The sequence below is a fragment of the Rhodococcus sp. IEGM 1341 genome, assembly GCF_030056895.1.
Lineage (GTDB): Bacteria > Actinomycetota > Actinomycetes > Mycobacteriales > Mycobacteriaceae > Rhodococcoides.
In genome coordinates this window covers 52070-76268 of record NZ_JASHKV010000009.1, presented here as the reverse complement: position 1 = coordinate 76268, position 24199 = coordinate 52070, and the positions used below count along the sequence as shown (strand labels likewise).

The following is a 24199-nucleotide window of genomic DNA, read 5'->3' as shown; positions in this document are numbered from 1 at the left end:
TGGTGCCGTCTGCGCATCGCGGCGATTCGCGCGCTAGAGTGTGTCCCAGGAAGAAATACCAACTCTAACGGGGCCGCCAAATTTCCCCAGGCCGCCCCGAAAGTCCGCGAGGGGGCACCGCCATGGGCCGAGGCAGGGCTAAGGCAAAGCAGACAAAGGTCGCTCGTGAGCTCAAGTACAGCTCGCCTATTACGGACTTGGAGAGACTGCAGCAAGAGCTCTCCGGTGGTTCGTCGAACTCGCATCGTGGCGGCGTCGACTCGGACGCGCCTTCCCGAGTCGAAGAAGACGAGTACGAGGACTGGCGACGCTAGTACTGAGCACTGAACGACTGAGGGGGAGCCGCGATGCGGCTCCCCCTCACTTGTTTGCCCGTCCTCGGGCGATCAGAACCTCGGGTGGTTACCCAGCAGCAGCGCACGCTCGTCGGCGACGTCCTTACCGGCCGCCTTCTTCACCGTGCCCAACGTCCAGCAGTCGATGTGGCGTGCGGTCAGCACGGCGAGTGCTCGATCGACGTCCTCGGGTGCCACGATGGCGACCATGCCGACTCCCATGTTGAACGTCTGCTCCATCTCCGCCCGCTCGACGCGTCCGCGCTGAGCGATCAGCGAGAAGATCGGGGCAGGGCTCCACGTGGTGCGGTCGAGTTCGGCGACCAGGCCCTCGGGCATCACCCGTGAGAGGTTGTTCGCCAATCCGCCGCCGGTGACGTGGCAGAACGTGCGCACGTCGGTTTCCGCCGCGAGCGCGAGGCAGTCCTTGGCGTAGATCTTGGTCGGTTCGAGCAGCTCCTCGCCGAGGGTGCGGCCGAACTCCTCGACGTGTCCGCCGAGATCCATGTGGTTGATCTCCAGCAGCACCTTGCGCGCGAGGGAGTAGCCGTTGGAGTGCAGACCCGACGATCCCATGCCGATGACGACGTCACCGGGACGCACCCGCTCGGGTCCGAGGATCGAATCCGCCTCGACGACGCCGATGCCGGTGGCCGAGAGGTCGTAATCGCCGTCGGCCATCAGTCCCGGGTGCTCGGCCGTCTCGCCGCCGAGCAGTGCGCAACCGGCGATGATGCAGCCCTCTGCGATGCCCTTGACCAGTTCGGCGACCTGCTCGGGAACCACTCGGCCCACGGCGATGTAGTCCTGCAGGAACAGTGGCTCGGCACCGCAGACGACGAGGTCGTCGACGACCATTGCGACCAGGTCGAGGCCGAGGGTGTCGTGCTTGCCGAGCGCCTGCGCCACGGCCACCTTGGTGCCGACGCCGTCGGTCGAGGCGGCCAGGACGGGCTCGCGGTAGTCGCCCTTGAGCGCGAAGAGGCCGGCGAAACCGCCGAGACCGCCCATGACCTCGGGCCTGCTGGCCTTCTTGGCGAGCGGCGCGAACAGTTGCACTGCTCGATCTCCTGCGGCGATGTCGACCCCGGCCGCCGCGTAGGAGGCACCGCCCGAGTGAGTTGCGCTCGTGGGTTGGGATTCCTCGGTCATTCGGCTCCAGCCTGTGTACTCGATCATGTCAGCGCCCGTGACGGCACAGATAGCGCCCTAACGGTACCGGAGTGCCCGGTGGCGAGAAGAATTCACGTGTGCAGGCGCTTACCCGGGATCGCCGCCAACAGCTTCTTGGTGTACTCCGCCTCCGGGGATCGCAGGATCTTCCACGGTGTCCCCTCCTCCACGATTGCCCCGTTGCGCAGTACCACCACGCGGTGCGCAACGCGGTCGACCACCGCGAGGTCGTGACTGATGAACAGGCAGGCGAAGCCGAATTCCTGCTGCAGTGCCTCGAACAGATCGAGCACGGCTGCCTGCACCGACACGTCCAGAGCGCTGGTCGGCTCGTCCGCGACCACCAGATCAGGTCCCAGCACCAGTGCCCGCGCCAGGCTGACGCGTTGCCGCTGCCCACCGGAGAGCTCGTGGGGGTAGCGCTTGTCGGTGCCCGACGGCAGTTGCACGGCGTCGAGCAGCTCGGTCGTCCTCGCCGCGATCGCGTCCTTGGAGCCGTACTTATGCACGATCATCGGTTCGGCGATGCATTGCCCGACGGTCAGTCGGGGGTTCAGTGATGCGGACGGGTCCTGGAAGACGAACCCGAATCGCTTGCGTAGCGGCTTCAGCTTGCGTTCGCTCACGCCTGCGATGTTCTGCCCCATCACCGTCACGCTGCCGCTGGTCGGCTTCTGCAGTGCTGCAACACATCTGCCGATCGTGGACTTGCCCGAGCCGGATTCGCCCACCAGCCCGAGTGTTTCGCCGCGGTGGATGGTGAGCGAGACGTCGTCGACCGCCCGGAACGCAGGTGAGCCGACGCCGCCGGAAAACTGCACCACCAAACGCGAGACGTCGAGTACCGGCTCGCCGGAGGTGTCGACCGTCTTGTCGGACTCCACGGCGGCGAGGGTCGGCACCGCGGCCAGCAGCTTCTTGGTGTAGTCGTCGGCGGGTGCGTCGAACAGTTGCGCCACCGGAGCTTCCTCGACGACGCGGCCGTTCTGCATGACGACGACGCGGTCGGCCAGGTCGGACACGACGCCCATGCTGTGGGTGATGAGCACGATGGCGCAGCCGAGCCGGTCCTTGAGATCACGGAGCAGCTCCAGGATTTCGGCCTGCACCGTGACGTCGAGGGCGGTGGTCGGCTCGTCGGCGATGATGACCTTCGCCTCGCACGAGATGGCGATCGCGATCATGACGCGTTGTTTCTGCCCACCCGAGAGCTCGTGCGGATAGTACGAGAACCGCTGCTCGGGGTTGGGCAGACCCACCATCGTCAACAGCTCGACGGCCCGAATCTTGGCGTCCTTCGCCGACATTCGCTTGCCGTCGTCGCGCGTGTGCGCCCGCAGCGCCTCCACTATTTGATAGCCGATGGTGAACAGCGGATCGAGGGCGCTGCCCGGTTCCTGGAACACCATCGAAATCTTGTTGCCGCGCAACTGCGCCCACGCCTTGTTGCTCAGCGTAGTCACGTCCTGGCCACCGAGTACCACGTGTCCCTCGACGCGTGCGGTGTCGGGGAGCAGGCCGATGGCGGATCGGACGCTGACGGACTTGCCCGATCCGGACTCCCCCACCACGGCCAGTACTTCGCCGGGGAACACCTCGAACGAGACTTCGGTGACGGCATCGACCTCGCCGGCATCGGTGAGGAACGTGACGGACAACGACTTCACCGACAATGCGGACTCGCGTGGAGTTGCAACACTCGATGTCATACCTTCACCGCCTTCTTGAACTTCTTGCGGGTGCGCAGCAGCGGATTGAGTGTCTCGCTTGCGCTTTCGCCCACCATGGTCAGGCCGAGCACCACCAACACGATGCCCAGGCCAGGGAACACCGACGTCCACCAGATGCCGTTGGAGATATCGGGCAGCGCCTTGTTGATGTCGTATCCCCACTCCGAGGCGGAGGTGGGTTCGATGCCGAATCCGAGGAATCCGAGTCCGGCGAGGGTCAGGATGGCCTCGGCACCGTTGAGGGTGATGATGACCGGCAGCGTCTGCACCACGTTGGCGAGGATGTGGCGGAACAGGATTCGCGGAGTACCGGCACCGGTGACCCGAGCGGCATCGACGTACGGTTCGGTCTTGACCGCCACCGTGGCGTTGCGCACGACGCGGAAGTACTGCGGCACGAAGATCGCCGTGATGGCGATGGCTGCGGATGCGATGCCACCGAAGCTCGACGACTGCCCGCCTGCGACGACGATCGAGATAACCACCGCGAGAAGCAGAGACGGGAACGCGTACATCGCGTCCATGAACAGCACGAGCACGCGGTCGAACCAACGGCCGATGTAGCCCGAGGCCAGGCCGAGCGGAACACCGATGATCAGCGAGAGAATCAACGACGACGCGATCACCATCAATGCCGTTCGGGCACCGTAGATCACGCGCGAGAACACGTCCTCACCGCGAACCGAGGTGCCGAACCAGTGCTGGGCAGACGGAGCCGCTTGGCGAGCAAAATCCTGCCCGGCATCACTGGTCTGCGAGAACCCGTACGGCGCGAGAAGCGGGGCGAACACTGCGGCGATCACGAACCCCACCATCAGTGCCAACCCGACGATCAAGGTGACGCGTTGCAACCCCGACGTGGACTTGACGAATGCGACGCCGGGAAATCCTCGACGATGCGGACGGGTGGGAGGGACGTCGGACAGCACGACTTCGGTGCTCATCAGAACCTCACTCTCGGGTCGATGAGTGCGACGATCGCGTCGGTGACGAAGCTGACGACGGCGACCACGACGGCCAGGAACGTCACGATGCCCTGCACCGCAACGAAATCGCGTTGCTGGAGGTATCGGGCGAGTTCGTAGCCCAGGCCCTGCCACTCGAAGGTCGTCTCGGTCAGTACCGCACCGCCCAGGAGCACGGCGATCTGCAGGCCGATGACGGTGACGATGGGAATCATGGCGTTGCGGAACGCATGTCGTCGCGTCACCGTGCCCTCGCTCAAACCGCGAGCGCGCGCAGCGTCGACGAACGGTGCCTGCAACGTCTGAATCAGGTTGACGCGCACCAGCCTCAGGAACACTCCGGCCGTCAACAGACCCAGGGCGAGTGCGGGTAGTACGGCATGCTCGAGCACGTTCACGATGTAGCTCGGCTCGCCGTACAGGAACGAGTCGACGATCAGAATGTTGGTCTTGGGCGAGACGTTCTGCAGTGCCAGTTCCACATTGGTGCTGGCACGACCGGCGACGGGCAGCCAGCCGAGCTTGACTGCGAACAGCAGCTTGAGCAACATGCCGACGAAGAACACCGGAGCCGCGTACGCCAGGATCGCGAAGATCCGCAGCGAGGCGTCACCGAAGCGGTCCCGATGGGTGGCGGCGAAGAACCCGAGCGGGATGCCGACCGCGAAGGCGACCAGCAGTGCCCAGAACGCCAATTCCAGTGTGGCAGCGCCGTTGACGAGCAGGACGTCGCTGATCGCGCGGTTGTCGGTGGCGGAGCGGCCGAAATCGCCGCGCAACAGTCCGGTCAGGTACTCCCAGTACTGCGTCAGAATGGGTCGGTCGTAGCCGGCCTCGGCCTTGCGCTGGGCGATCTGTTCGGCAGGTAGGCGACCACCGAGGGCCGCGGTGATCGGATCACCGATCACCCGCATCAGAAAGAACACGACGGTGACGAGAATCCAGGCAGTCGGAATGATCAGCAGAAATCTGACCCCGAGATAACGGGCGAGCGCGCCGTACCGTGACGGCGCGCTCACCTGCTGTGCTTGCTTCTCGCCCTCTACCGTCGTGCTGTCGGTAGTGGGCACGCCGGTCAGCCCCTGGCGAGAGTGACGAATCGGAACTTGAACGAGGCGTCGAGAGTCTCGTCCACGCCGCTGATCTCGTCGGTGGCGACGGCGATCTGCTTGCCCTCCAACAACGGAAGCGTCGGCAGGTAGTTCGTCGCGAGCTCGGTCTGAATCTGACCGATGATCTGCATCCGCGCATTCTCGTCGGCGGTCGTGCGCTCGAGATCGAGCAGTGACGTGATGGCCGGGCTCTCGAAGTGCGACTGCAGGAAGTTGTCCGGCCCGAAGAACGGCGTCAGGTAGTTGTCCGCATCGGGGTAGTCCGGGAACCAGCCCAGCTGGTACACGGGGTAGGCGTCGGCGACGCGTTCCTTGGTGTACGTGCTCCACTCGGTGGACTGCAGGTTCACGTTGAACAGGCCCGTCGCGTCGAGCTGGCTCTTGATCGCGGCGTATTCCTCGCTCGAGCTCGAACCGTAGTGGTCCGGGTTGTACTGCAGGTTCAGCTGCACCGGGGTGGCAACGCCTGCGGCAGAGAGGAATCCGGCTGCTTCGTCGCGGTTCGGGGTGGTGCCGTAGACGTCGCCGTACGCGGTGTTCGCACCGGCCAGACCGGTGGGGACCACCGAGTACAGCGGGGTGTAGGTGCCCTTGTAGACGCCGTCGGACAGCGCCTGGCGATCCACCGAGGCCGCAATTGCCTTGCGCACGGCCAGCTTCTGATCAGGGTTGTCACCGGGCATCGTGTTCATGTTGAAGACCATGTAGCGCGATTCGCCGCCGGGTCCCTCGTGCACCGTCAGACCGTCGACGCTGCCGAGAGATTCGACGTCCGTCGGGGTCAGCGATCGCCACGCGACGTCGATGGCCTTGTTCTGCACGTCGAGCTTGAGGTTGTCGGAGCTGGTGTAGTACTTCGCGTTGATCGACGAAGTCTTCGGAGTTCCGAGGATGCCCTTGTAGTCGCCGTTCGCGGTGAAGCTGACGAGGGAGTTCTTGGCGTAGCTCGAGATGGAGTACGGGCCTGCGAACGGGGTGCCCGCCACGATGGCGTCGTCGTCGAGAATCGAATCTGCCGGGAACACGGTCTGGTCGACGATCGGGCCCGCCGGTGTCGCCAGAATCTGCGGGAACGTCTGATCGTTCGCGGCCTTCAGCGTGAACTCGACGGTCTTCTCGTCCGGAGTCGCGACGCTGTCGAGGTTCGTCAGCAGCGACGCGGGTCCGTTGGGATCGTTGATGGCGACGATGCGATCGAAGGAGAACTTCACGCTCTCGCTCGTCAGCGGGTTGCCGTTCGCGAACGTCAGATCGTCCTTCAGCGTGCACGTGTACACGGTCGGCTCGGTGAAATCGCAGCTCTCGGCGACATCGGGCTCGAGCTCGGAGCTACCGGGCGCAAAATTCATCAGGAAGGGATACGTCTGGTTCATGACCATGAACGAGCCGTTGTCGTACGAGCCGGCCGGGTCGAGTGACGTCACCTGGTCGGTGGTGCCGACGGTGATGGTGTCACCACTGCCCTCGCCGGAGCCACCGGCTTCGTCGGTGCGGCCCGAGCCGCAGGCTGCCGCAGTCAATGCGAGTACCGACAGTGCTGCCACTGCAGCAACTTTCTTGCCGTGCTTGCGTCCCGCTGAGCTGGGTGCAGCGGTCTTCGATGCCGCGCTGTAGCGCTGCATGCGTCCGTCGTCGGGCGACAGGGTCATCTGAAAGCCTCTATCCAATCGGTGTGTCCTATGTAACTGAAAGGACAGTACCGACGGACTGTTTCCAATATGTGGCATTGAGAAAACCCTGCTGTTCCCTCGCAGGAACGCCCTGCTCAGGGACGACTCAGAGCACTCACGTTCGCGTCGTTGTCCACCGGCTGCCCGGCGGCCGAGGCCAGCAGACCCTCGAGAACGTGCTTGCCGAGTGCGTTGTCGGCCGGCAGATCGATCGGATACTTGCCGGTGAAACATGCTGCACACAACCGGGATTCAGGCTGCTCGGAGGCCGCGATCATGCCGTCGATGGAGATGTACCCCAACGAATCGGCACCGATCGCCTGCCGCACACCCTCGAGAATTCCGTCCTCGGAATCGACACCGTTGGCGATCAGCTCTGCGGGAGAAGCGAAGTCGATGCCGTAGAAGCAGGGCCAGCGCACCGGCGGCGACGCGATACGCACGTGAATCTCCAGCGCACCGGCCTCGCGGAGCATCCTGATCAGGGCGCGCTGGGTGTTGCCGCGAACGATCGAATCGTCCACCACCACCAGCCTTTTGCCCCGTATGACCTCTTTGAGAGGATTCAGCTTGAGCCGGATACCGAGTTGACGAATGGTCTGCGACGGCTGAATGAACGTGCGGCCCACGTAGGCGTTCTTCATCAAACCCTGGCCGTACGGGATGCCGGAGCCCTGCGCGAAACCGACCGCAGCAGGAGTTCCGCTCTCGGGCACGGGAATCACCAGGTCCCCCTCGGCCGGATGTTCCTTCGCGAGACGACGTCCGATCTCGACTCGCGTCGAGTGCACCGAACGACCACCGATGACGCTGTCGGGACGAGCGAGATACACGTACTCGAACACGCAACCCTTGGGCTCGGGAGCTGCGAAGCGCGAGGACCGAACACCGTCGGCGTCGATCGCGAGCAGTTCACCGGGCTCGATGTCGCGGACGAATGCGGCACCGACGATGTCGAGAGCCGCCGTCTCGCTGGCAACCACCCAGCCGCGATCGAGGCGCCCGAGGCACAACGGTCGAACGCCGTGCGGGTCACGCGCGGCGTAGAGGGTGTGCTCGTCCATGAACGTCAGACAGAAGGCACCCTTGAGCAATGGCAGCAATTCCATCGCCGCCTGCTCGATGGTGCAGTCGGCCGCCTTGTGCGCCAGCAGCGCGGTCACCACGTCGGAATCCGACGTGCCGTTGCCCTGCAGCCGGTCGTTGATCAGGCCTGCGTCGCGCGCCTTGGTGGCGAGCTCGGCGAAGTTCACCAGATTCCCGTTGTGGCCGAGCGCAATCCCCGTCCCGGCGGTGGTGGTACGGAAGATCGGCTGCGCGTTCTCCCACGTGACCGAACCACTGGTGGAGTAGCGGCAGTGACCGATGGCGACGTGCCCGGGCATAGCGCCGAGCGTCTGCTCGTCGAACACCTGGCTGACGAGACCGAGATCCTTGAACACCAACACCTGGGAACCGTCGGACACTGCGATGCCGGCAGCCTCCTGGCCACGGTGCTGCAGTGCATAGAGGCCGTAATACGAGAGCTTGGCCACATCCTCGCCCGGTGCCCACACTCCGAACACTCCGCACTCCTCGCGCGGCTCGTTCTCCGGTTCGTCGAGGGGTTTGCTTACCAGAAGATTCGGACTGTCGACCGACAAATCGGCGTTGGTCACGGGCATTGCTCCCTTGGGGGACGGGGCGGGGGGCCGTGCCTGAGTCTACGGGCACACGGCCGGAGTCAACGCATCGTGTGGACGGGAGATTCCCAGTAGGTGAACGTGTGTCCGATTCACACCGATCACCTGATGGACAACAGCGGCAGCCAGCGACCCACTTCCGCCGCTCTACTGCCCGACGCATCGATCGAACCGTCGGCGAGAGCCTCGGCGAAATCGCGGATTCCGGTGACCACCTGCAGCCACGTCAGCGCGTCGGTTTCGACGACGTTCGGCGGTGTCCCCCGGGTGTGACGCGGCCCCTCGATGCACTGCACCGCGACGAACGGCGGTACCCGCACCTCCACCGAGGATCCCGGCGCATTCTGGCCGAGAGTTCTGGCAGTGGTGCGTACCGCTGCGGCTATCTGCGCCCGCGCAGGCTTGTCCGCCTCACCCTTGATCCATTGCTCGACGGCCAGCACGGCCTCGCGTACCTCGGCGGGGCCGACTTCCTTGTGCGGTGGCACTGCGCCTAACTCCTGTCGTCCGCTGCGAGATGCGCCAGCACAGCGCCACTGGCGTTGAGAAAGTAGTGCAGCAGCGCCGGGGCGAGCACACTGCCGCTGCGGGCTCGAAGCCACGAGAACACCACACCGGCCGCTGCCGTTGCCACCACCGTTCCGACCACGGTGTCACCCGCCGCGCGGGCCGGGTGAATGTGCCAGAGCCCGAAGAAGATCGGCGACAGAGCAGGCGACGCGGCGTCGAGCACACCGCGGAAGAGCAGTTCCTCGGTCAGTACCGTTCCCACCGGGATGCGAAACAGAACCCACTCGGCCAGTTCGTCCTCGGACGGCCGGACGCGGCGACGCAACGCAGGAATCGCAGCGACGACGGCAGATCCGAGAACGGGAATGGCCGACGCCGCAGCGCCCCACTTCAGCCCGGCGGCGACGTTGCGCAGGCCGAGCTCTGCTGCGCTCGTTCGAGACAGTGCAGCCACACCGACGGCGAACGACGCGTTGGCCACTGCCCGTCCACGGGCATCGAGACCGAGCGCGGGAAGGAGGTAGGTACTCCACGCCGTCGTCGCGAGTCCGGTGAGAATGGGTCGTCCCGCAGGCTCCACTCCGGCCAGAATGGGTCGTTCCGCAGGCTCCACTCCGGCCGTCACTGCGGTTCTCACTTCTCCGGACCGTCCCGGCCGGCGAACTGCTCCATGACCCCGCGGACTCGTTCGGTGTCGCGGTCGGTCCACCCCTCGGGCGCGGCAACGGCCACCCAGCCGTCGAGCACGAGGGTTCCGTAATTGTGGCCGTGTCCGTCGGGAACGCCTGCGGCGTTCGTCAGATCGGCGGCCACCTGCCAGAAGGTCACGACCGGGAACCATCGCATGCTCGGCAGCCGGTCCGGCCCCGGTGGCTCGGACAGCCAGTCGGGACGCTCGAACAACAGGTCGGGTGACCACCAGACCACCGGATCCGACGCGTGCTGAACGTAGAGGATCCGCGGCTCGTACCAGGGCTGATCCTCCGGCGGGATGCCCGACGAGTTGTCGGCGAACCGGACCGTCAGGCCCTCGGAGTAGACCGGCCGCACCTCCGGGCTTCCCGGGTCGCGTCGGCTGACGAACTGACTCCAGATGCGGTTGTTGTTCGGCGGTCCCACCCACAGGACGCCGTCGGTGGTGGCCCGGATGTCGGCCAGACCGTCGAACGCGCCTTCACCCGCCTGGGTACCGAGGCTCTCGCCGTAGACGTAGAACTTGGGGCGCGTGGCCTCCGGTTCCTGCAGCCAGCGGTCGTGCACCTTGTCGATCAGAGCTCTGCCTGCCTGCGCGGCCTTGTCTCCCTCCGCGACGAAGGAGATCCAACTCGGCAGGTACGAGTACTGGGATGCGACGGTGGCGACATCGCCGTCGAACATGAGCTCTTCGGCTTCGATGGCGGTGGGATTGACCCATCCGGTTCCGGTGGTCGGGACGACGACGAGAGCCGCGCGCTGGAATGCCCCGGTGCGTTCGAGTTCGGCGACCACGATGTTCAGTCGCTCGTCCTGGGTCTCTGCGGTTTCCAGCCCTGCATATGCCCGGATCGGTTCGAGGCTGGGGCGGCCCGTGGCTCGCTCCATCTCGTCGGCGCGAAGTCCGCTGGAGACGAAGTCGCGACCCTCGAAGCCGAGGGTGTCCCACGGCGCCAACGAGTTCGGGCTGCCGGAGCGTTCGTCGGCGACGGGTTGTTCTGCGCCGTCCCGGGTTTCGTCGTTCTGCAGACTGAACACGGAATTGGTGACCTCGGAGACCGCGCGCAGCAGGACACCCTGAACCAGGGCGACGGACAGCACGACGAGGACGACGACCCCGAGCGCATTGGCCACTTCGCGCGGCATCTTCACGATGCGGTTGATCTGACGGGCGAGCAGACGAACGAAGTCACGCAACACCCGCCACACCGAGATCAGCAGCGCTGCCATGGCGATACTGAGCGCGCCGGTGCGGAAATACCCCGTCGTGGTGGTTCCCTCCGCGTCCATCAGAGCGGCCAGCTCACGCTGCCATTCCGCCGAGATCGCCAGCATGACCATCGATGCCGCGATCGCGAGGACGGGAACGGCGACCTTGACGGCCAGCTCGACCTTGCGCGGCAACGGCCACCACGATCGCGACGAGAGCCACCAACGGGTCACGGCCCAACCCACCGCGACGCCGAAGGCGTAGCCGATGGCCGCGTTGATACCGCCGATGATGCCCTGGAACAGCCATCCACGAGGGAGCAGAGACGGAGTCAACGACCAGCAGAAGAACAACGCGCTGAACGCAATTCCGGTGAAGTCCAGGCGCAGCAGGCCCCAGGCCCACATGACGAACGGATGCTTGGCGGGTGAGGGGACGGCGAACTCGACCGAGGGCAGGTGGTACCGATGATGCTGGTCCTTCTCGAGTGTCGCGTCGACCTCGTCGTGGCGCTGCTCCGATGTGCGTCCCCCCACCTCGGTCAGCCGAAGAGTCTGGGGAGAGTGCGCTCGAACGTCTCGCGCAGCTCCGTCATCGGGACGGAGAACTGCCCTTGCACCTCGATCGAATCCGAACCCTCGTCGACGACGCCGATGCGCGCCCACGGCAGACCGCGGGCGGTGCACATGCCGGTGAAGCGAGTTTCTTCCGTGCGCGGTACCGCGACCAGTACGCGGCCCGAGGACTCGGAGAACAGCGTCACGAACGGATCGGCACCCTCGGGAAGGATGATGCGGCAACCGGTTTCACCGGCCAGAGCGGCTTCGACGACGGCCTGAGCGAGGCCGCCCTCGGACAGATCGTGTGCCGCCGAGACCAATCCGTCGCGCGAGGACGAGAGCAGAATGTCTGCCAGCAGTTGCTCGCGGGCGAGATCGACCTTGGGTGGCACGCCGCCGAGGTGATCGTGCTCGACCTGAGCCCAGATGGACCCGTCGAACTCGTCGTGGGTCTCGCCGAGCAGGATCAGCGTCTCGCCGGGCTCGAGACCGAGGCCGGTGGGGATGCGGCGATGCACGTCGTCGATGACGCCGAGTACACCGACGACGGGCGTCGGCAGGATCGGCTCGGCACCGGTCTGGTTGTAGAAACTGACGTTGCCGCCGGTCACGGGAATGCCAAGGGTGACGCAGCCGTCCGCCAATCCGCGCACGGCCTGCTGGAACTGCCACATGACGCCCGGGTCCTCGGGTGAGCCGAAGTTCAGGCAGTTGGTGACGGCCTTGGGCGTCGCGCCGGTGACGGCGACGTTGCGGAACGCCTCGGCCAACGCCAGCTGCGCACCCTGATACGGATCGAGTGCGGTGTAGCGACCCGACGCGTCGGTGGCCAAAGCGATTCCGCGACCGGTCTTCTCGTCGATGCGGATGACGCCTGCGTCGGCGTGCTCGGCGAGGACGGTGTTGCCGCGCACGTAGCGGTCGTACTGCTCGGTGATGAAGCGTCGGCTGCACAGCTGCGGAGAGCCGATCATCTTCAGCAACGTCGCCTTCAGCTCGTCCCCGGTTTCCGGACGCTGCAGCGACGCCGTGGTGTTCGCGACCAGATCGTCCTGGGTGGCGGGACGCTGCACGGGACGGTTGTACACCGGTCCCTCGTGCGCGACGGTCTTCGGCGGTACGTCGACGACCGTCTCGCCGTGCCAGGTGATCTGCAGATGCTCACCGTCGGTGACCTCACCGATCACCGTGGCCAGAACGTCCCACTTCTTGCAGACGGCCATGAACGCGTCGACGTTGTCGGGAGTCACCACGGCGCACATGCGCTCCTGGGATTCGCTCGACAGCACCTCGGCGGGCGTCATGCCGGTGGCGCGCATCGGCACCTTCTCCAGCTCGATGTGCATACCGCCACTTCCCGCTGACGCGAGTTCCGAAGTAGCGCAGGACAACCCGGCACCACCGAGGTCCTGGATACCGACGACGAGCTTGTTGGAGTACAGCTCGAGGCAGGCCTCGATGAGCACCTTCTCGGTGAACGGGTCGCCGACCTGCACTGCCGGAAGCTTCTTGCGGCCACCGCCGGTTTCGTCGCCGTCGAAAGTCTCCGACGCGAGCACGGACACGCCGCCGATGCCGTCGAGACCGGTGCGTGCACCGAACAGAATGATCTTGTTGCCCAGGCCCGACGCGAACGCAAGATGCATGTCCTCGACGCGCATGACACCGGCACACAGAGCGTTCAGCAGAGGGTTACCGGCGTAGGAGGCGTCGAACACCGTCTCGCCGCCGATGTTCGGCAGGCCGAGGGAGTTTCCGTAGCCACCGACGCCTGCGACGATGCCGCTCAGGACGCGGCGCGTATCGGGTGCATCGGCGGCACCGAATCGCAGCTGGTCCATGACGGCGATCGGGCGCGCGCCCATGGCCATGATGTCGCGGACGATGCCGCCGACGCCCGTCGCCGCACCCTGGTAGGGCTCGACGTACGACGGGTGATTGTGGCTCTCGACCTTGAACGTGACGGCCCAGCCGTCGCCGACGTCGACGACGCCCGCGTTCTCACCGATACCGGCGAGCATGGGCTTGCGCATCTCGTCGGTGGTGGTCTCACCGAAGTACTTCAGGTGCACCTTCGAGGACTTGTACGAGCAGTGCTCGCTCCACATGACGGAATACATCGCCAACTCGGCGTCGGTCGGCCGGCGGCCGAGGATTTCCTTGATGCGGACGTATTCGTCGTCCTTGAGTCCGAGTTCCTTGTACGGCTGCGCTACGTCGGGGGTTGCGACGGCGTTGGAGACAGTGTCTGTGGGTACAGAGCTAGCGGACACGAGGAATAGGTCCCTTCGATGGAGCGAAATGCCAGGGAGAGTCTATCGGGACCGTGCGACATGTACGGCATCGGTCGTGCGGGGTCTGTAATCGGTCGTGCGAACATCAACTGATGGACATCGCGCTGACCGAGAACGATCTGGACGAAACGGGCGTCATCGACCCGTCGATGGTGGCCAAGGGAGTCGACGTACCGCCGAAAGCCGTCGTCTGTTTCTTCTCCGAGGTGATCGAGAGCATCTGCGCGAAAGGCGACGCCAGAGTCGTCTCGATCATGCGCTCCGAGCACGGCGAACATCCCGTCTACGAGATCGAACGGAACGGGGAGAAGCTTGCCGTCTTCCACCCCGGCGTCGGAGCGCCACTGGCCGCACTGTTCCTCGAAGAGGCCATCGCGATGGGATGCACCCAGTTCGTGGCCGTCGGCGGCGCGGGGGCACTGTCCGACGACCTGGGCATGGGACACGTCATGGTCGTCGACAGCGCCGTCCGCGACGAGGGCACCTCGTTCCACTACCTACCGCCGGGACGAGTGGTCGACGCCGATCCGGCAGGAGTGGCTGTGCTGCAATCCGTGCTGACCGACGCCGGAGTCGATTTCGTGACCGGCCGCTCCTGGACCACGGACGCGCTGTATCGCGAGACCCGAGCCCGCGTTTCGCGCCGCGTCGACGAAGGCTGCCGCACCGTCGACATGGAGGCCTCGGCCTTCTGCGCCGTCGCCCGATTCCGCGGAGTGCGATTCGCGCAACTGCTGTACGCGGGTGACTCCCTCGCCGCCGACTGGGACCACCGCGGCTGGACCAAGGCCACGACAGTGCGCGAACAATTGTTCTGGCTGGCGGCCGATGCTTGCCTGCAACTGAGCCCGATCTAGCCGAGACGCGGGTTCACTGGGTTGCTGGTTCGGGTTCACCGGGTCTCTGACTCGCCTCCGCCCCGTCCCCGGTCCCCGGTCCCCCGCAAATGCGCGCGCGTTTGCCATACGCGCGCGAATTCGCCCCAGCTCAGGTCACGAATCCGCGAGCACCTGACGAATGCGCGCGCGTTTGCGACCGCCGAACGGGGAACGGGGAACGGGAAACGGTGTTGCGCCGCGGCATTCAGACTCCGCCCACACCCTCCGCCCCCGGTCCCCCCGCAAATGCGCGCGCGTTTGCCACACGCACGCGAAATCGCCCCAGCACAGGTCACGAATCCGCGAGCACCTGACGAATGCGCGCGCGTTTGCGACCCCCGTTCGGGCTCAGGCCGGGGCCAGGAATGCCGCCAACGCGTCGGCGTAGGACTTCACGTCACTGGCTCCCATCAACTCTCGCGACGAGTGCATGGCCAGCTGCGCTGCGCCGACGTCCACCGTGGACAGGCCGGTGCGTGACGCAGTGATGGGTCCGATGGTCGAGCCGCAGGGCAGATCGGCTCGATGTACGTAGCGCTGCAAGGGAACTCCAGCCTGATCGCAGGCGAGCGCGAAGGCACCGGCACCCGCGGAATCCGTTGCGTAGCGCAGGTTCTGGTTGACCTTGAGCACCGGTCCCCCACCGAGTGCGATGCGATGCGCGGGCTCGTGCCGATCCGGGTAGTTGGGATGCGTCGCGTGCGCCATATCGCCCGAGGCACAGATGGATCCGGCCATCGTGCGCAGGAATTCCTCACGGCCGCCGCCGCGTCCGAGCACGATGCGCTCGAGCACGGTGTTCAGCAGATCCGAGAACGCACCGCGGTCGGACATACTGCCGACTTCCTCGTGGTCGAACAGGGCCAGCACCGGCGTGACAGCGGTCGGATTGTCCACTGCGGCAAGCAAAGCCTGGGTCCCGGCGTAGCAGGTGCCCTGATTGTCCAGACGCGGCGCGCTGACCAGTTCGGACTCGACACCCACGACGGAACTGGGCGCCAGATCGTGCGTCATCAACTCCCAACCCAGTACCGAATGCGGGTCGACGCCTTCTCGCTCGGCGACGTATGCAATGAATGATTGTGGCGAATTGCCCACGCCCCAAATGGCATTGACGTGTCGCTGCGGATCGAGGGTGACGCCCTTGCGATCCTCGGAGAGGTGGATCGCGAGCTGCGGGACTCGCAGAATGGGCTCGTCGACCTTCACCAGAACCTCGCGCACCGCGTTTCCGTCGCGCACACTCAGCCGGCCGGAAATGCCAAGATCGCGATCGAGCCACGAGTTGAGCCACGCACCGCCGTACGGTTCGAGGCCCACCATCTGCCAGCCCGCGGATTGAAGATCGGGATGTTGCTTCACGCGAAGGTTGGGACTGTCGGTGTGTCCGCCGACGATACGGAACGGACCATCACTCTCGGTACTCCAAGCAACCAGCGATCCGCCGCGGATCAGGTAGTAGCGGCCTGCTTCCGTAGGCCAGGTATCGGTCTCGTCGACCCGTACGAATCCTGCGTCGTCGAGTTGGACGGAGACTGTCCGGCACACGTGGAACGGTGACGGAGAGACGTCGACGAAGTTGCAGAGACCGGTTGCGGAGGCGTGAGTCGACATGGGAACCATTGTGGCAGCCGCCGCGTCGAACACCTCGAGAGCACACACCGACCGGGGGGACGACTTCATGAAATTTCATTCTCTGCCTGATTACGGCGCAGTTCATGCGACCACATTCGCCATCGTGCGGATGAAGACGATCGAAGCATTTCGCAAGCGTGGGGTGGTGGTTCACCGCGAGGATGCGACGACGTTGGCGGTGGGCTCGGGCGTTCGCATGTCACTGAACAATGTGTTCGCCCGGTGCTCCGGGGTGAGTCGATCGGCGTGGGACGGCATCATCGCCGGCTATGTCGACCTCATGATCGAGATGATGCGCGAGGCGGATCCCACGTTCTTCACCGGATTGTCGGACGACGAGTTCTACTCGAGGCTGCGCGAGCGCGTCATCGCTCCGTCCGCCCTGGCGGCTATGGGTGAGTGCGAGTACGAGTATTCCGTCCCGCTACTCGACGTGCCGGGCGCACCGCGACGGGTGCTGAACCTGTCTTCTCCGAATCGCGCTGTGACACTGGCAGATCGGCATCTCGTCGGCCGAGACCTCAGCGCCGCCTGGGCCGCCGGCCGAAGGAACACCGCAGCGCTGAAATTCGAGGACGGCCGAGTTCTCAGCAGAAACAGCGTCGACATCGAGGTCCTCAGCGGTGATTCGATCTACCTCGCGTCGAAGATTGCCGATATGACCACGCTGATCTCCGCGCACCTCGGCGAATGTCTGTACGGCGTATTGTTCGTCGTTCCCAATGCCTACGAGTTCATTTTTCACCGGCCGCGCAACGCCGACGTGGCGCTCGCGGCAGCAGCCGAGCTCGCCGATCTGGCAGACATGTTCAGTCGTGACACGCCGAGCCCACTGTCACGCTCGGTGTTCTTCTGGCGGGACGGCGAGTACTGCGACGTATCGGGCGGGCCCACGGGAGTTTTCGCCTCTACCTTGGCTGAGCTGCCGGCGGCCGCGGCCTGACCGCCGTCACGTGCCGGTAGACCCGCTGTTCTGGCGGCGGGGTGGTGGGCCGTCCCGCAGCAGCGACGCAAAGACGTCCCAGCCGACCACGAGCATCACCCACGCTTGGACGGGCATCCGCTACTCAGTGCGAACCGGACACGCAGAACGAGTTGCCGTCGGGATCGATCAGTGTCACCCAGCGAAAGTCGCCCATCGTGTGCTGCGCAATTTCGCGTGCACCCGCCTCGACGAGCCGCGTGACCTCAGCGTCGAGGTCACCGGTGGTCATGTCGAGGTGGACGCGATTCTTGCCGGGCGTCGGGTCGTCGATCTTCTGGAAGGCCATTCGATACGGTGCCGACGCGAGTTCGACGACGTAGAACCACCCGTCGTTCTCTTCCACGATCGTTCCGTCCGCCTGCGCGGCCCACCAGCGGGCGAGCGGTCCCGGGTCGGTCGTGTCGAACGTGATCATCGCCAAGTTCAGTGTCATGGCGGCACAGTAACCGCGACCACCGACACGTTCGAGTCAGGCGTTGACGATCGTGTCCAGTGCCGAATAGAAGATGCCGAGGCCGTCGTCGCTCGGTCCGGTGAGCGGCTCGGTGGCGTGTTCGGGGTGCGGCATCAAACCGACGACTCGACCGTTGGCCGAGGAGATCCCGGCGATCCCACGCTGCGATCCGTTCGGGTTGCTGCCGCTGTAACGGAAGACCACCCGGCCCTCGCCCTCGAGCTCGTCGAGCACGTTCTGCGGTGCCTGGAATCGACCCTCGGCATTCTTGACCGGGATCAGAATCTCGGCACCGGGCTCGTATCGCGAAGACCACGCGGTGTCGGTGTTCTCCACTGCCAGCCACTGATCGCGGCAGACGAAGTGCAGCCCTTCGTTGCGGGTCAGAGCGCCGGGCAGCAGGCCTACTTCGCAGAGCACCTGAAAGCCGTTGCAGATACCGAGGATCGGCATACCGCCCTCGGCGGCCTTGACGACGGACTCCATCACGGGGGCGAAGCGAGCGATCGCTCCGGCGCGGAGGTAGTCGCCGTACGAGAATCCGCCGGGGACCACGATGGCGTCGACGTTCTTCAGATCGGCGTCGGCATGCCAGAGGCTGACGGCTTCGCCGCCGGCGAGGGTGACCGCGCGAGAGGCGTCGACGTCGTCGAGAGTCCCGGGGAAAGTGATGACTCCTACGCGGGCGCTCATGCGGCGGGCTCTACCGATACGCGGGTGACCGTCCAGTCCTCGATGACGGTGTTGGCCAGCAGCGATTCCGCGATCTTCTCGAGCTCGGCGTCGTCGACCGTGTCGTCGACCTCGAGTTCGAAACGCTTGCCCTGGCGGACGTCGGACACACCGGAGATGCCAAGACGGCCCAGTGCACCGGCGATCGCCTGACCCTGCGGATCGAGAATCTCGGCCTTGGGCATGACATCGACAACGACTCGGGCCACGAAAGCGCTCCTTGAAATACGTACGGCTGGTTACCGGCAGGTGGGAGTCTACGCAGCCCTGGCGGGAGGCGCGAAACCGCGCTTACTGTGGGGACCATGCGGCTGACACACTTCGGACATTCCTGCGTTCTCGTCGAACTCAACGGCACCACCGTGCTGTTCGATCCCGGCACGTTCTCTCACGGTTTCGAGGGCATCACCGGACTCGACGCGATCCTCGTCACCCATCAGCACCCGGATCACGTCGATCTGCAGCGACTTCCCGCTCTGGTGGAGGCGAATCCGCGTGCGGCACTGCACGCCGATCCGATGACCGCGGGCCAACTCGGCGGCCAGTGGACTCCGGCTCCCGCGGGTCAGGCCTTCACGGTCGGCGGGATCACGGTCACCGGCGTCGGCGGCACCCATGCCGTCATCCATCCCGAACTGCCCGAGATCGACAACACCGGTTACCTGCTCGGCACTCCGGAGAATCCGGGCCAGCTGTTCCACCCGGGTGACTCGCTGTTCGTCCCCGAGCAACAGGTCGAGATTCTCGCGCTCCCCGCTGCCGCACCGTGGTCGAAGCTCTCCGAGACCGTCGAATTCCTGCGAGCAGTGAACCCCAGGATGGCATTCCCCATCCACCAGGCCATCGTCGCGGAGCAGGCCAGGGGCGTCTACTACGGCCGCTTCAAGGAGATGTCCGACGCCGAAATCCGCGAGCTTCCCGAGGAATCGTCCGTCTCGATCTAGCCGGTGACCTCGGGCGGGAGGGTGCCGATCATGGTGACCTGTGTCCCGTCCCAGCGGTAGTCGATCGTCACCGGGCCGCCGGTGGGATTGGCATTGGCATCGTTCGCGAGCGGCCAGCGGTAGTTCACTGTGATCGTGTCGGCGGACTGGGCCGCCACCGACGTGAACCCGTACGGCTCCGACGTCGCAGTGCCGAGGTACTCAGCGTCGTGGAAGAACAGCAGATGTGTCGGTGAGCTGACCGTCGCGCCGTACGGCAGAGCTTCGACCCAGGTGAACGACGCACAGGGATCGCCCATGTCGGTAGCGACCCACGGTGAATCTGCGAACACGAGCGGCAGCGAGTCCACGGCCTGCGGTACCTGCCCCCACGTCAGATCCAGGCACTGCGACTCGGTCACCGGTGTGCCCATCGGAACCAGGTCGCTGGCCTCCTCGGGTGGCGTCCGCTGCGGCTGCGCTCCCTCGGTCACGGTGGCCGGGTCGGGTGTCACCGGTGCCGGGCTTGCCTGAGTGGTTGCCGGAACGGCCGGGGACGGTGCTGCCGCGGGGGTTCCTTGCTCCGCTCCGCCGCAGGCGACGAGGGCTGTTGCACTGACTACGAGGAGTAGAAGTCGTTTCATGAAGACCACCTGGTTCGATTTGCCCGACGCCAGGTATGTCCACTCGCAAACATGTTCCGTTACATCACGTTTCGGTCAAGAGGGCGTTACCTTCGCAGCGATCTGCCTTTTTCGCACCACTACGCGCACGTTTCGCGACATTCCCACGGATATTGCTGCACAGTGGAGCACCAGTTGCACACTGGATCGCGTGTCATTCAGGCCAGCCGATGTCGAGCCGAACCAATTCACGAATTGCCGACTCGTCGACCGTGTCGAGCCCGTCGAGGAATGCGACGGCGAAGGATCCCGGCCGCGAAGTCGACCGGGCCGCGATCTCCGACGCCACCGCAACATGCGCATGCGCGGCGACGGCACCGATCAGCGCAGTCGGAGCAAGCGAGCAGTACGCCGCCGTCAGCGCACCGAGCGCACACCCGGTAGCCGTAACCCGTTGCAGCAGAGCGCTTCCGCCGCCGACCTTCACCATGCCGTCGGGGCCGAGAATGTGATCGGTCTCCCCCGATGCAGCCACCACCTCGGCTCGGTCCAGCAAAGAACTCGCCGCATCGACCGAATCCGCCACCTGCGCAGACGAATCCACTCCGCGCGATCCGCCGTCCGCACCTGCCAGCCCCATGATCTCCGACGCATTGGCGCGAATGACGCTGGGCCGGTTGACAAGTAGCTCGACGGCCACCTGGGTGCGCCACGGCAGACCACCTGCTCCCACCGGATCGAGAACCCACGGCTTCCCCGCTGCCCTCGCTGCGGCCGACGCCAGGTGAGCGCTTTCGACCTGCGCGGCTGTCGGAGTCCCGAGATTGACCAGGACCGCGTCGGCGATCTCGGCGAAGCCGGCCGCTTCCTCGGGGTTGTCCACCATCGCCGGAGCGGCCCCCGCGGCCAACAGCGCGTTCGCGACGAATTGCACCGACACGGTGTTGGTCAGGCACTGCACCAGCGGATTGCGCTCGCGCAGGTGTCGATGTGCGGCAACGATGTCGTCCAGGGTCACAGTCGAATTACTCATCGCGGACGAGTCTACGACCGCTCCCACCCCACCCCACCCCGTTCGCGTCAATGGACCACCCCACCCCCCCTTCGGATCAATGCGCCTTTCTTGCAATCTGAGTGACTGAAATCCACATTGATCCCAATTGGAGGTACAGAGCAAGGCGGGGTGGTAGTCAGTCAGCGAGGAGCTACGCCACGCGAGAGTTGGTGCGCGGGATCCATTCGTACACGCCGGCGTCGGCTCCGTGGTGCAGGGAGAGGTCGATGGCGTCGAGGATGGCCTGTCGCGGTCCGGAGCGTCCGAGTTGCTTGGCACTGATGGCCAGGCGTACCACTCCGTCGCGTCGGGCGGTGCGGCCCGCCCCGAGTACCAGGGCCTTGAACCACCAGGGTTCGGCTTTGAATCCTTCGCCGATTCCCCATACTCGGGCGCGGACAACACCGTCCCGATCGAGGTCGTGAATACCGTTCAAAGAAGCCAACATTCGGAACCCGGCGTCGGGCAGGGCCTCGACGGCTCCGGGTGAGGCGATCCAGCGCGGAGCGGCGAACACTCGGGTGCGCAGGCCGGTTTGTTCCATCACGCGGTCGGCGGCCATCAGTCGCAGTCGGGCTTCGTGACGCGGCAGTGCGGAGAACTCGGAGCGTCGACGCTTCGTCGCGGCCTGGTCGTAGCCGTGCAGAACGATCGCGTCGCCGCCGTCGCGTCGCGCCCGCAGCCAGTCCTGGGTGGGCACGTCGGCTGCGAGTCGGTACTTGTCCTTCAACCGAGGTGCGACGAACAGCGACAGCGGAACGCCGCGACCGTCGAGAATCCGCGCGAACTCGGCGGCGTGCTCGTAGGTGTCGTTCTTGATTCCGCTCACCGACACGATCAGGCGTCCAGACATGACTCGAGCCTCGCACACCAGCGTGAACGAGGCTCGACGTCGAAAAAGACAGAAGCTAAACGGCCATCGTGTCCTTCGGCAGGATCTTGTCGATCGCTGCGAGCACCTCGGGTGCGTCCGGCTCGGTGCGCGGACGGAAACGATCGGTCACGACGCCGTCGGGCGAGATCAGGAACTTCTCGAAATTCCACTGGACGTCTCCGGCCTTGCCGTCGGCGTCTTCGGTCTTGGTCAGTTCGGCGTACAACGGGTGCTGGTTGTCACCGTTGACGTCGACCTTCTCGGTCATCGCGAACGTGATGCCGTACGTGGTGGAGCAAAAGGTCTCGATCTCTTCTGCGGTGCCGGGTTCCTGGCCACCGAACTGATTGCAGGGCACTCCGACGACAGACAGGCCTCGCGCCGAGTATTCGTTGGCGAGCTTCTCGAGCTTTTCGTACTGCGGGGTCAGTCCGCACTTGGAGGCGACATTGACCACGAGGACGGCTCTTCCGGCGTACTCGTCGAGCGAGGTGGGCGCACCACCCAGCGTGTTGATGCCGATGTTCTGAACTTCAGTCATCATCCGAACTTACCTGTGAGTACCGACAGAATGGAACCGACGTACGAAAAACAAGAACGACCCCGCTGGTGGCGGGGTCGTTCTTGGTTCTTCCGAACCGGGCGACGGGGGGATGCGCGGCGCCCGGCAGGTATCACGCCTTGGCGGCGTGCTTTTCGATGATGACCTGCTTGTCGGCAGGTCGCTCGTCCTCGGGGAGGTGGTCGTCGACCATGGTTTCCTCGTCGAACGGCAGGCCGCCGTCGAGAACGGTGTTGACCCGATCCTTGTCGATCGTCTTGGTCCAGGTGCCGACCAGCAGGGTGGCGACGGCGTTACCCGAGAAGTTCGTCACCGCGCGGGCCTCGGACATGAACCGGTCGATGCCGATGATGAGGCCGACTCCGTCGAGTAGTTCGGGGCGGTGGCTCTGCAGGCCACCGGCGAGGGTTGCCAGGCCGGCTCCGGAGACTCCGGCCGCACCCTTGGAGGCGATGATCATGAACAGCAGCAGCGAGAACTGCTCTCCGAGGGAGAGCGGCATGTTCATGGCGTCGGCGATGAAGATCGAGGCCATCGTCAGGTAGATCGCGGTGCCGTCGAGGTTGAACGAGTAGCCGGTGGGGACGACGATTCCGACGGTGGTGCGCTGCACTCCGACGTGCTCCATCTTGGCGATCAGACGCGGCAGGGCCGACTCGGACGAGCTGGTGGCGACGATGAGCAGGTACTCACGGGCCAGGTACTTGACCAGCTTGAAGATCGAGAAGCCGGTGACGAACTTGAGAATCAGGCCGAGGAAGAAGAAGACGAAGATGAAGCAGGTGATGTAGAACGCGAGCATCAGAGTGCCGAGTTGGACCACTGCGTTCCATCCCGTCGCTCCGACGACACCGGCGATGGCACCGAACGCACCGATCGGGGCGACCCACAAAATCATGGTCAGGACGCGGAAGACAAGCTTCTGTACCGCGCCGATGCCCTTGAGGATGCCTTCGCCGCTCTTGCCCATGGCCTGAAGTGCGAAGCCTACGAGAACAGCGACGAACAGCGTCTGCAACACACTTCCAGCAGTCAGCGCGGAAACCAGCGTCTCCGGGATGATGCCGGCGATGAAGTCCATGGTGCCGCCGGCACCCTCAGCTTGATCGACGTACTTGTCGACCGCGCCGGAGCTGGGGATGTTCAGGCCCGTTCCCGGCTGGATGAGGTTGCCGACGACCATGCCGATGCCGAGCGCGATCGTCGACATGGCGATGAAGTAGCCGAGGGCCATGCCGCCGACCCGACCGACACTGGCTGCGGCGCGCACGGCACCGATACCGAGGACGATGGTGCAGAAGATGACCGGGCTGATCATCATCTTGATCAGACTGATGAACAGCGTGCCGAGCACCGCGAGTTCCGTGCCGACACCCGGAGCGGTCAATCCGACGATCACACCTGCGATCACGGCAATGATCACGGCAATGTAGAGCCAGTGAGTCTTGTCGCGCTTCTTCTTGGGCTCGGCTGGCGGATTGTCGAACCGCTCGGCATCGATGGTTGTCATGAGTTTTCCTTCTGGTTCAAATGAAGCGCGAGTCG

The 24199-nt window shown here is 65.1% G+C and carries 23 protein-coding genes; 4 read left to right on the top strand and 19 right to left on the bottom strand.

Annotated elements, in window-relative coordinates; genetic code table 11:
• The first annotated feature begins 122 nt into the window (after window positions 1-122).
• A complete protein-coding gene (locus QM615_RS18315) occupies window positions 123-314 on the top strand; it encodes a DUF3073 domain-containing protein (RefSeq protein ID WP_082898823.1) in 192 nt (63 codons plus the stop codon).
• 72 nt (window positions 315-386) lie between these two features.
• Here QM615_RS18315 and purM read toward each other — a convergent pair whose 3' ends face one another.
• The 10 genes from purM to purL all read right to left on the bottom strand — a co-directional run bounded on the left by purM (window position 387) and on the right by purL (window position 13913).
• The gene (purM, locus tag QM615_RS18310; RefSeq protein ID WP_027495851.1) at window positions 387-1487 is read right to left on the bottom strand and encodes a phosphoribosylformylglycinamidine cyclo-ligase; all 1101 of its coding nucleotides are present in this window, start codon (window positions 1485-1487) and stop codon (window positions 387-389) included.
• 92 nt (window positions 1488-1579) lie between these two features.
• The gene (locus QM615_RS18305) at window positions 1580-3217 is read right to left on the bottom strand and encodes an ABC transporter ATP-binding protein (protein WP_283347714.1); all 1638 of its coding nucleotides are present in this window, start codon (window positions 3215-3217) and stop codon (window positions 1580-1582) included.
• Window positions 3214-4182 carry an ABC transporter permease gene (locus tag QM615_RS18300; RefSeq protein WP_037194582.1) on the bottom strand — a complete coding sequence of 323 codons (969 nt, stop codon included), beginning with the start codon at window positions 4180-4182 and terminating at the stop codon, window positions 3214-3216. The genes QM615_RS18305 and QM615_RS18300 overlap by 4 nt, the downstream gene beginning before the upstream one ends.
• On the bottom strand, window positions 4182-5222 hold the full coding sequence (locus tag QM615_RS18295; protein WP_269594862.1) for an ABC transporter permease: 1041 nt from the start codon (window positions 5220-5222) through the stop codon (window positions 4182-4184). The genes QM615_RS18300 and QM615_RS18295 overlap by 1 nt, the downstream gene beginning before the upstream one ends.
• A 56-nt stretch (window positions 5223-5278) precedes the next feature.
• Window positions 5279-6964 carry an ABC transporter substrate-binding protein gene (locus tag QM615_RS18290; protein WP_269594782.1) on the bottom strand — a complete coding sequence of 562 codons (1686 nt, stop codon included), beginning with the start codon at window positions 6962-6964 and terminating at the stop codon, window positions 5279-5281.
• Between the two features lie 116 nt (window positions 6965-7080).
• Complete coding sequence (gene purF, locus QM615_RS18285) at window positions 7081-8643, bottom strand: amidophosphoribosyltransferase (protein WP_269594781.1); 1563 nt, start codon at window positions 8641-8643, stop codon at window positions 7081-7083.
• A gap of 125 nt (window positions 8644-8768) precedes the next feature.
• Complete coding sequence (locus QM615_RS18280; RefSeq protein ID WP_269594780.1) at window positions 8769-9155, bottom strand: sterol carrier family protein; 387 nt, start codon at window positions 9153-9155, stop codon at window positions 8769-8771.
• Between the two features lie 5 nt (window positions 9156-9160).
• On the bottom strand, window positions 9161-9814 hold the full coding sequence (locus tag QM615_RS18275; protein ID WP_502941891.1) for a CPBP family intramembrane glutamic endopeptidase: 654 nt from the start codon (window positions 9812-9814) through the stop codon (window positions 9161-9163).
• Window positions 9811-11538: an alpha/beta hydrolase gene (locus tag QM615_RS18270; RefSeq protein WP_269594860.1), complete on the bottom strand. Its 1728-nt coding sequence runs from the start codon at window positions 11536-11538 to the stop codon at window positions 9811-9813. The genes QM615_RS18275 and QM615_RS18270 overlap by 4 nt, the downstream gene beginning before the upstream one ends.
• Window positions 11539-11621: 83 nt before the next feature.
• Window positions 11622-13913: a phosphoribosylformylglycinamidine synthase subunit PurL gene (purL, locus tag QM615_RS18265; protein ID WP_269594779.1), complete on the bottom strand. Its 2292-nt coding sequence runs from the start codon at window positions 13911-13913 to the stop codon at window positions 11622-11624.
• A gap of 113 nt (window positions 13914-14026) precedes the next feature.
• On the opposite strand from purL, the gene QM615_RS18260 reads away from it, so the two are divergent.
• The gene (locus tag QM615_RS18260; RefSeq protein WP_262498243.1) at window positions 14027-14791 is read left to right on the top strand and encodes a nucleoside phosphorylase; all 765 of its coding nucleotides are present in this window, start codon (window positions 14027-14029) and stop codon (window positions 14789-14791) included.
• A gap of 369 nt (window positions 14792-15160) precedes the next feature.
• On the opposite strand, the gene QM615_RS18255 is transcribed toward QM615_RS18260, so the two are convergent.
• Window positions 15161-16435: a M18 family aminopeptidase gene (locus QM615_RS18255; protein WP_149405582.1), complete on the bottom strand. Its 1275-nt coding sequence runs from the start codon at window positions 16433-16435 to the stop codon at window positions 15161-15163.
• A 58-nt stretch (window positions 16436-16493) separates the two neighbouring features.
• On the opposite strand from QM615_RS18255, the gene QM615_RS18250 reads away from it, so the two are divergent.
• On the top strand, window positions 16494-17390 hold the full coding sequence (locus QM615_RS18250) for a hypothetical protein (RefSeq protein ID WP_283347713.1): 897 nt from the start codon (window positions 16494-16496) through the stop codon (window positions 17388-17390).
• A gap of 124 nt (window positions 17391-17514) precedes the next feature.
• Here QM615_RS18250 and QM615_RS18245 read toward each other — a convergent pair whose 3' ends face one another.
• Genes QM615_RS18245 through purS form a run of 3 tightly spaced genes read right to left on the bottom strand, consistent with a single transcriptional unit; the run spans window position 17515 to window position 18827 of the window.
• Window positions 17515-17865, bottom strand: a complete 351-nt coding sequence (locus tag QM615_RS18245) for a VOC family protein (protein WP_149404994.1) — start codon at window positions 17863-17865, stop codon at window positions 17515-17517.
• A gap of 36 nt (window positions 17866-17901) precedes the next feature.
• Window positions 17902-18579, bottom strand: coding sequence for a phosphoribosylformylglycinamidine synthase subunit PurQ (gene purQ / locus QM615_RS18240; RefSeq protein WP_068283306.1), 678 nt, complete (start codon window positions 18577-18579; stop codon window positions 17902-17904).
• Window positions 18576-18827, bottom strand: coding sequence for a phosphoribosylformylglycinamidine synthase subunit PurS (gene purS / locus QM615_RS18235; protein ID WP_032395924.1), 252 nt, complete (start codon window positions 18825-18827; stop codon window positions 18576-18578). Before purS ends, purQ begins: the two co-directional genes overlap by 4 nt.
• Window positions 18828-18923: 96 nt before the next feature.
• On the opposite strand from purS, the gene QM615_RS18230 reads away from it, so the two are divergent.
• A complete protein-coding gene (locus QM615_RS18230) occupies window positions 18924-19562 on the top strand; it encodes an MBL fold metallo-hydrolase (RefSeq protein WP_149404993.1) in 639 nt (212 codons plus the stop codon).
• Here QM615_RS18230 and QM615_RS18225 read toward each other — a convergent pair.
• The 5 genes from QM615_RS18225 to QM615_RS18205 all read right to left on the bottom strand — a co-directional run bounded on the left by QM615_RS18225 (window position 19559) and on the right by QM615_RS18205 (window position 24164).
• Window positions 19559-20185, bottom strand: a complete 627-nt coding sequence (locus QM615_RS18225; protein WP_149404992.1) for an LppP/LprE family lipoprotein — start codon at window positions 20183-20185, stop codon at window positions 19559-19561. The two genes, QM615_RS18230 and QM615_RS18225, sit on opposite strands and share 4 nt — an antisense overlap.
• Window positions 20186-20378: 193 nt before the next feature.
• Window positions 20379-21197, bottom strand: a complete 819-nt coding sequence (thiM, locus tag QM615_RS18220; protein ID WP_188078530.1) for a hydroxyethylthiazole kinase — start codon at window positions 21195-21197, stop codon at window positions 20379-20381.
• 172 nt (window positions 21198-21369) lie between these two features.
• Window positions 21370-22071 carry a DUF2334 domain-containing protein gene (locus QM615_RS18215; RefSeq protein ID WP_149404991.1) on the bottom strand — a complete coding sequence of 234 codons (702 nt, stop codon included), beginning with the start codon at window positions 22069-22071 and terminating at the stop codon, window positions 21370-21372.
• Window positions 22072-22126: 55 nt separating this feature from the next.
• Window positions 22127-22636, bottom strand: coding sequence for a glutathione peroxidase (locus QM615_RS18210; protein WP_068283301.1), 510 nt, complete (start codon window positions 22634-22636; stop codon window positions 22127-22129).
• A gap of 130 nt (window positions 22637-22766) precedes the next feature.
• Window positions 22767-24164, bottom strand: coding sequence for a cation:dicarboxylate symporter family transporter (locus QM615_RS18205; protein ID WP_094639284.1), 1398 nt, complete (start codon window positions 24162-24164; stop codon window positions 22767-22769).
• Between the last annotated feature and the right edge of the window lie 35 nt (window positions 24165-24199).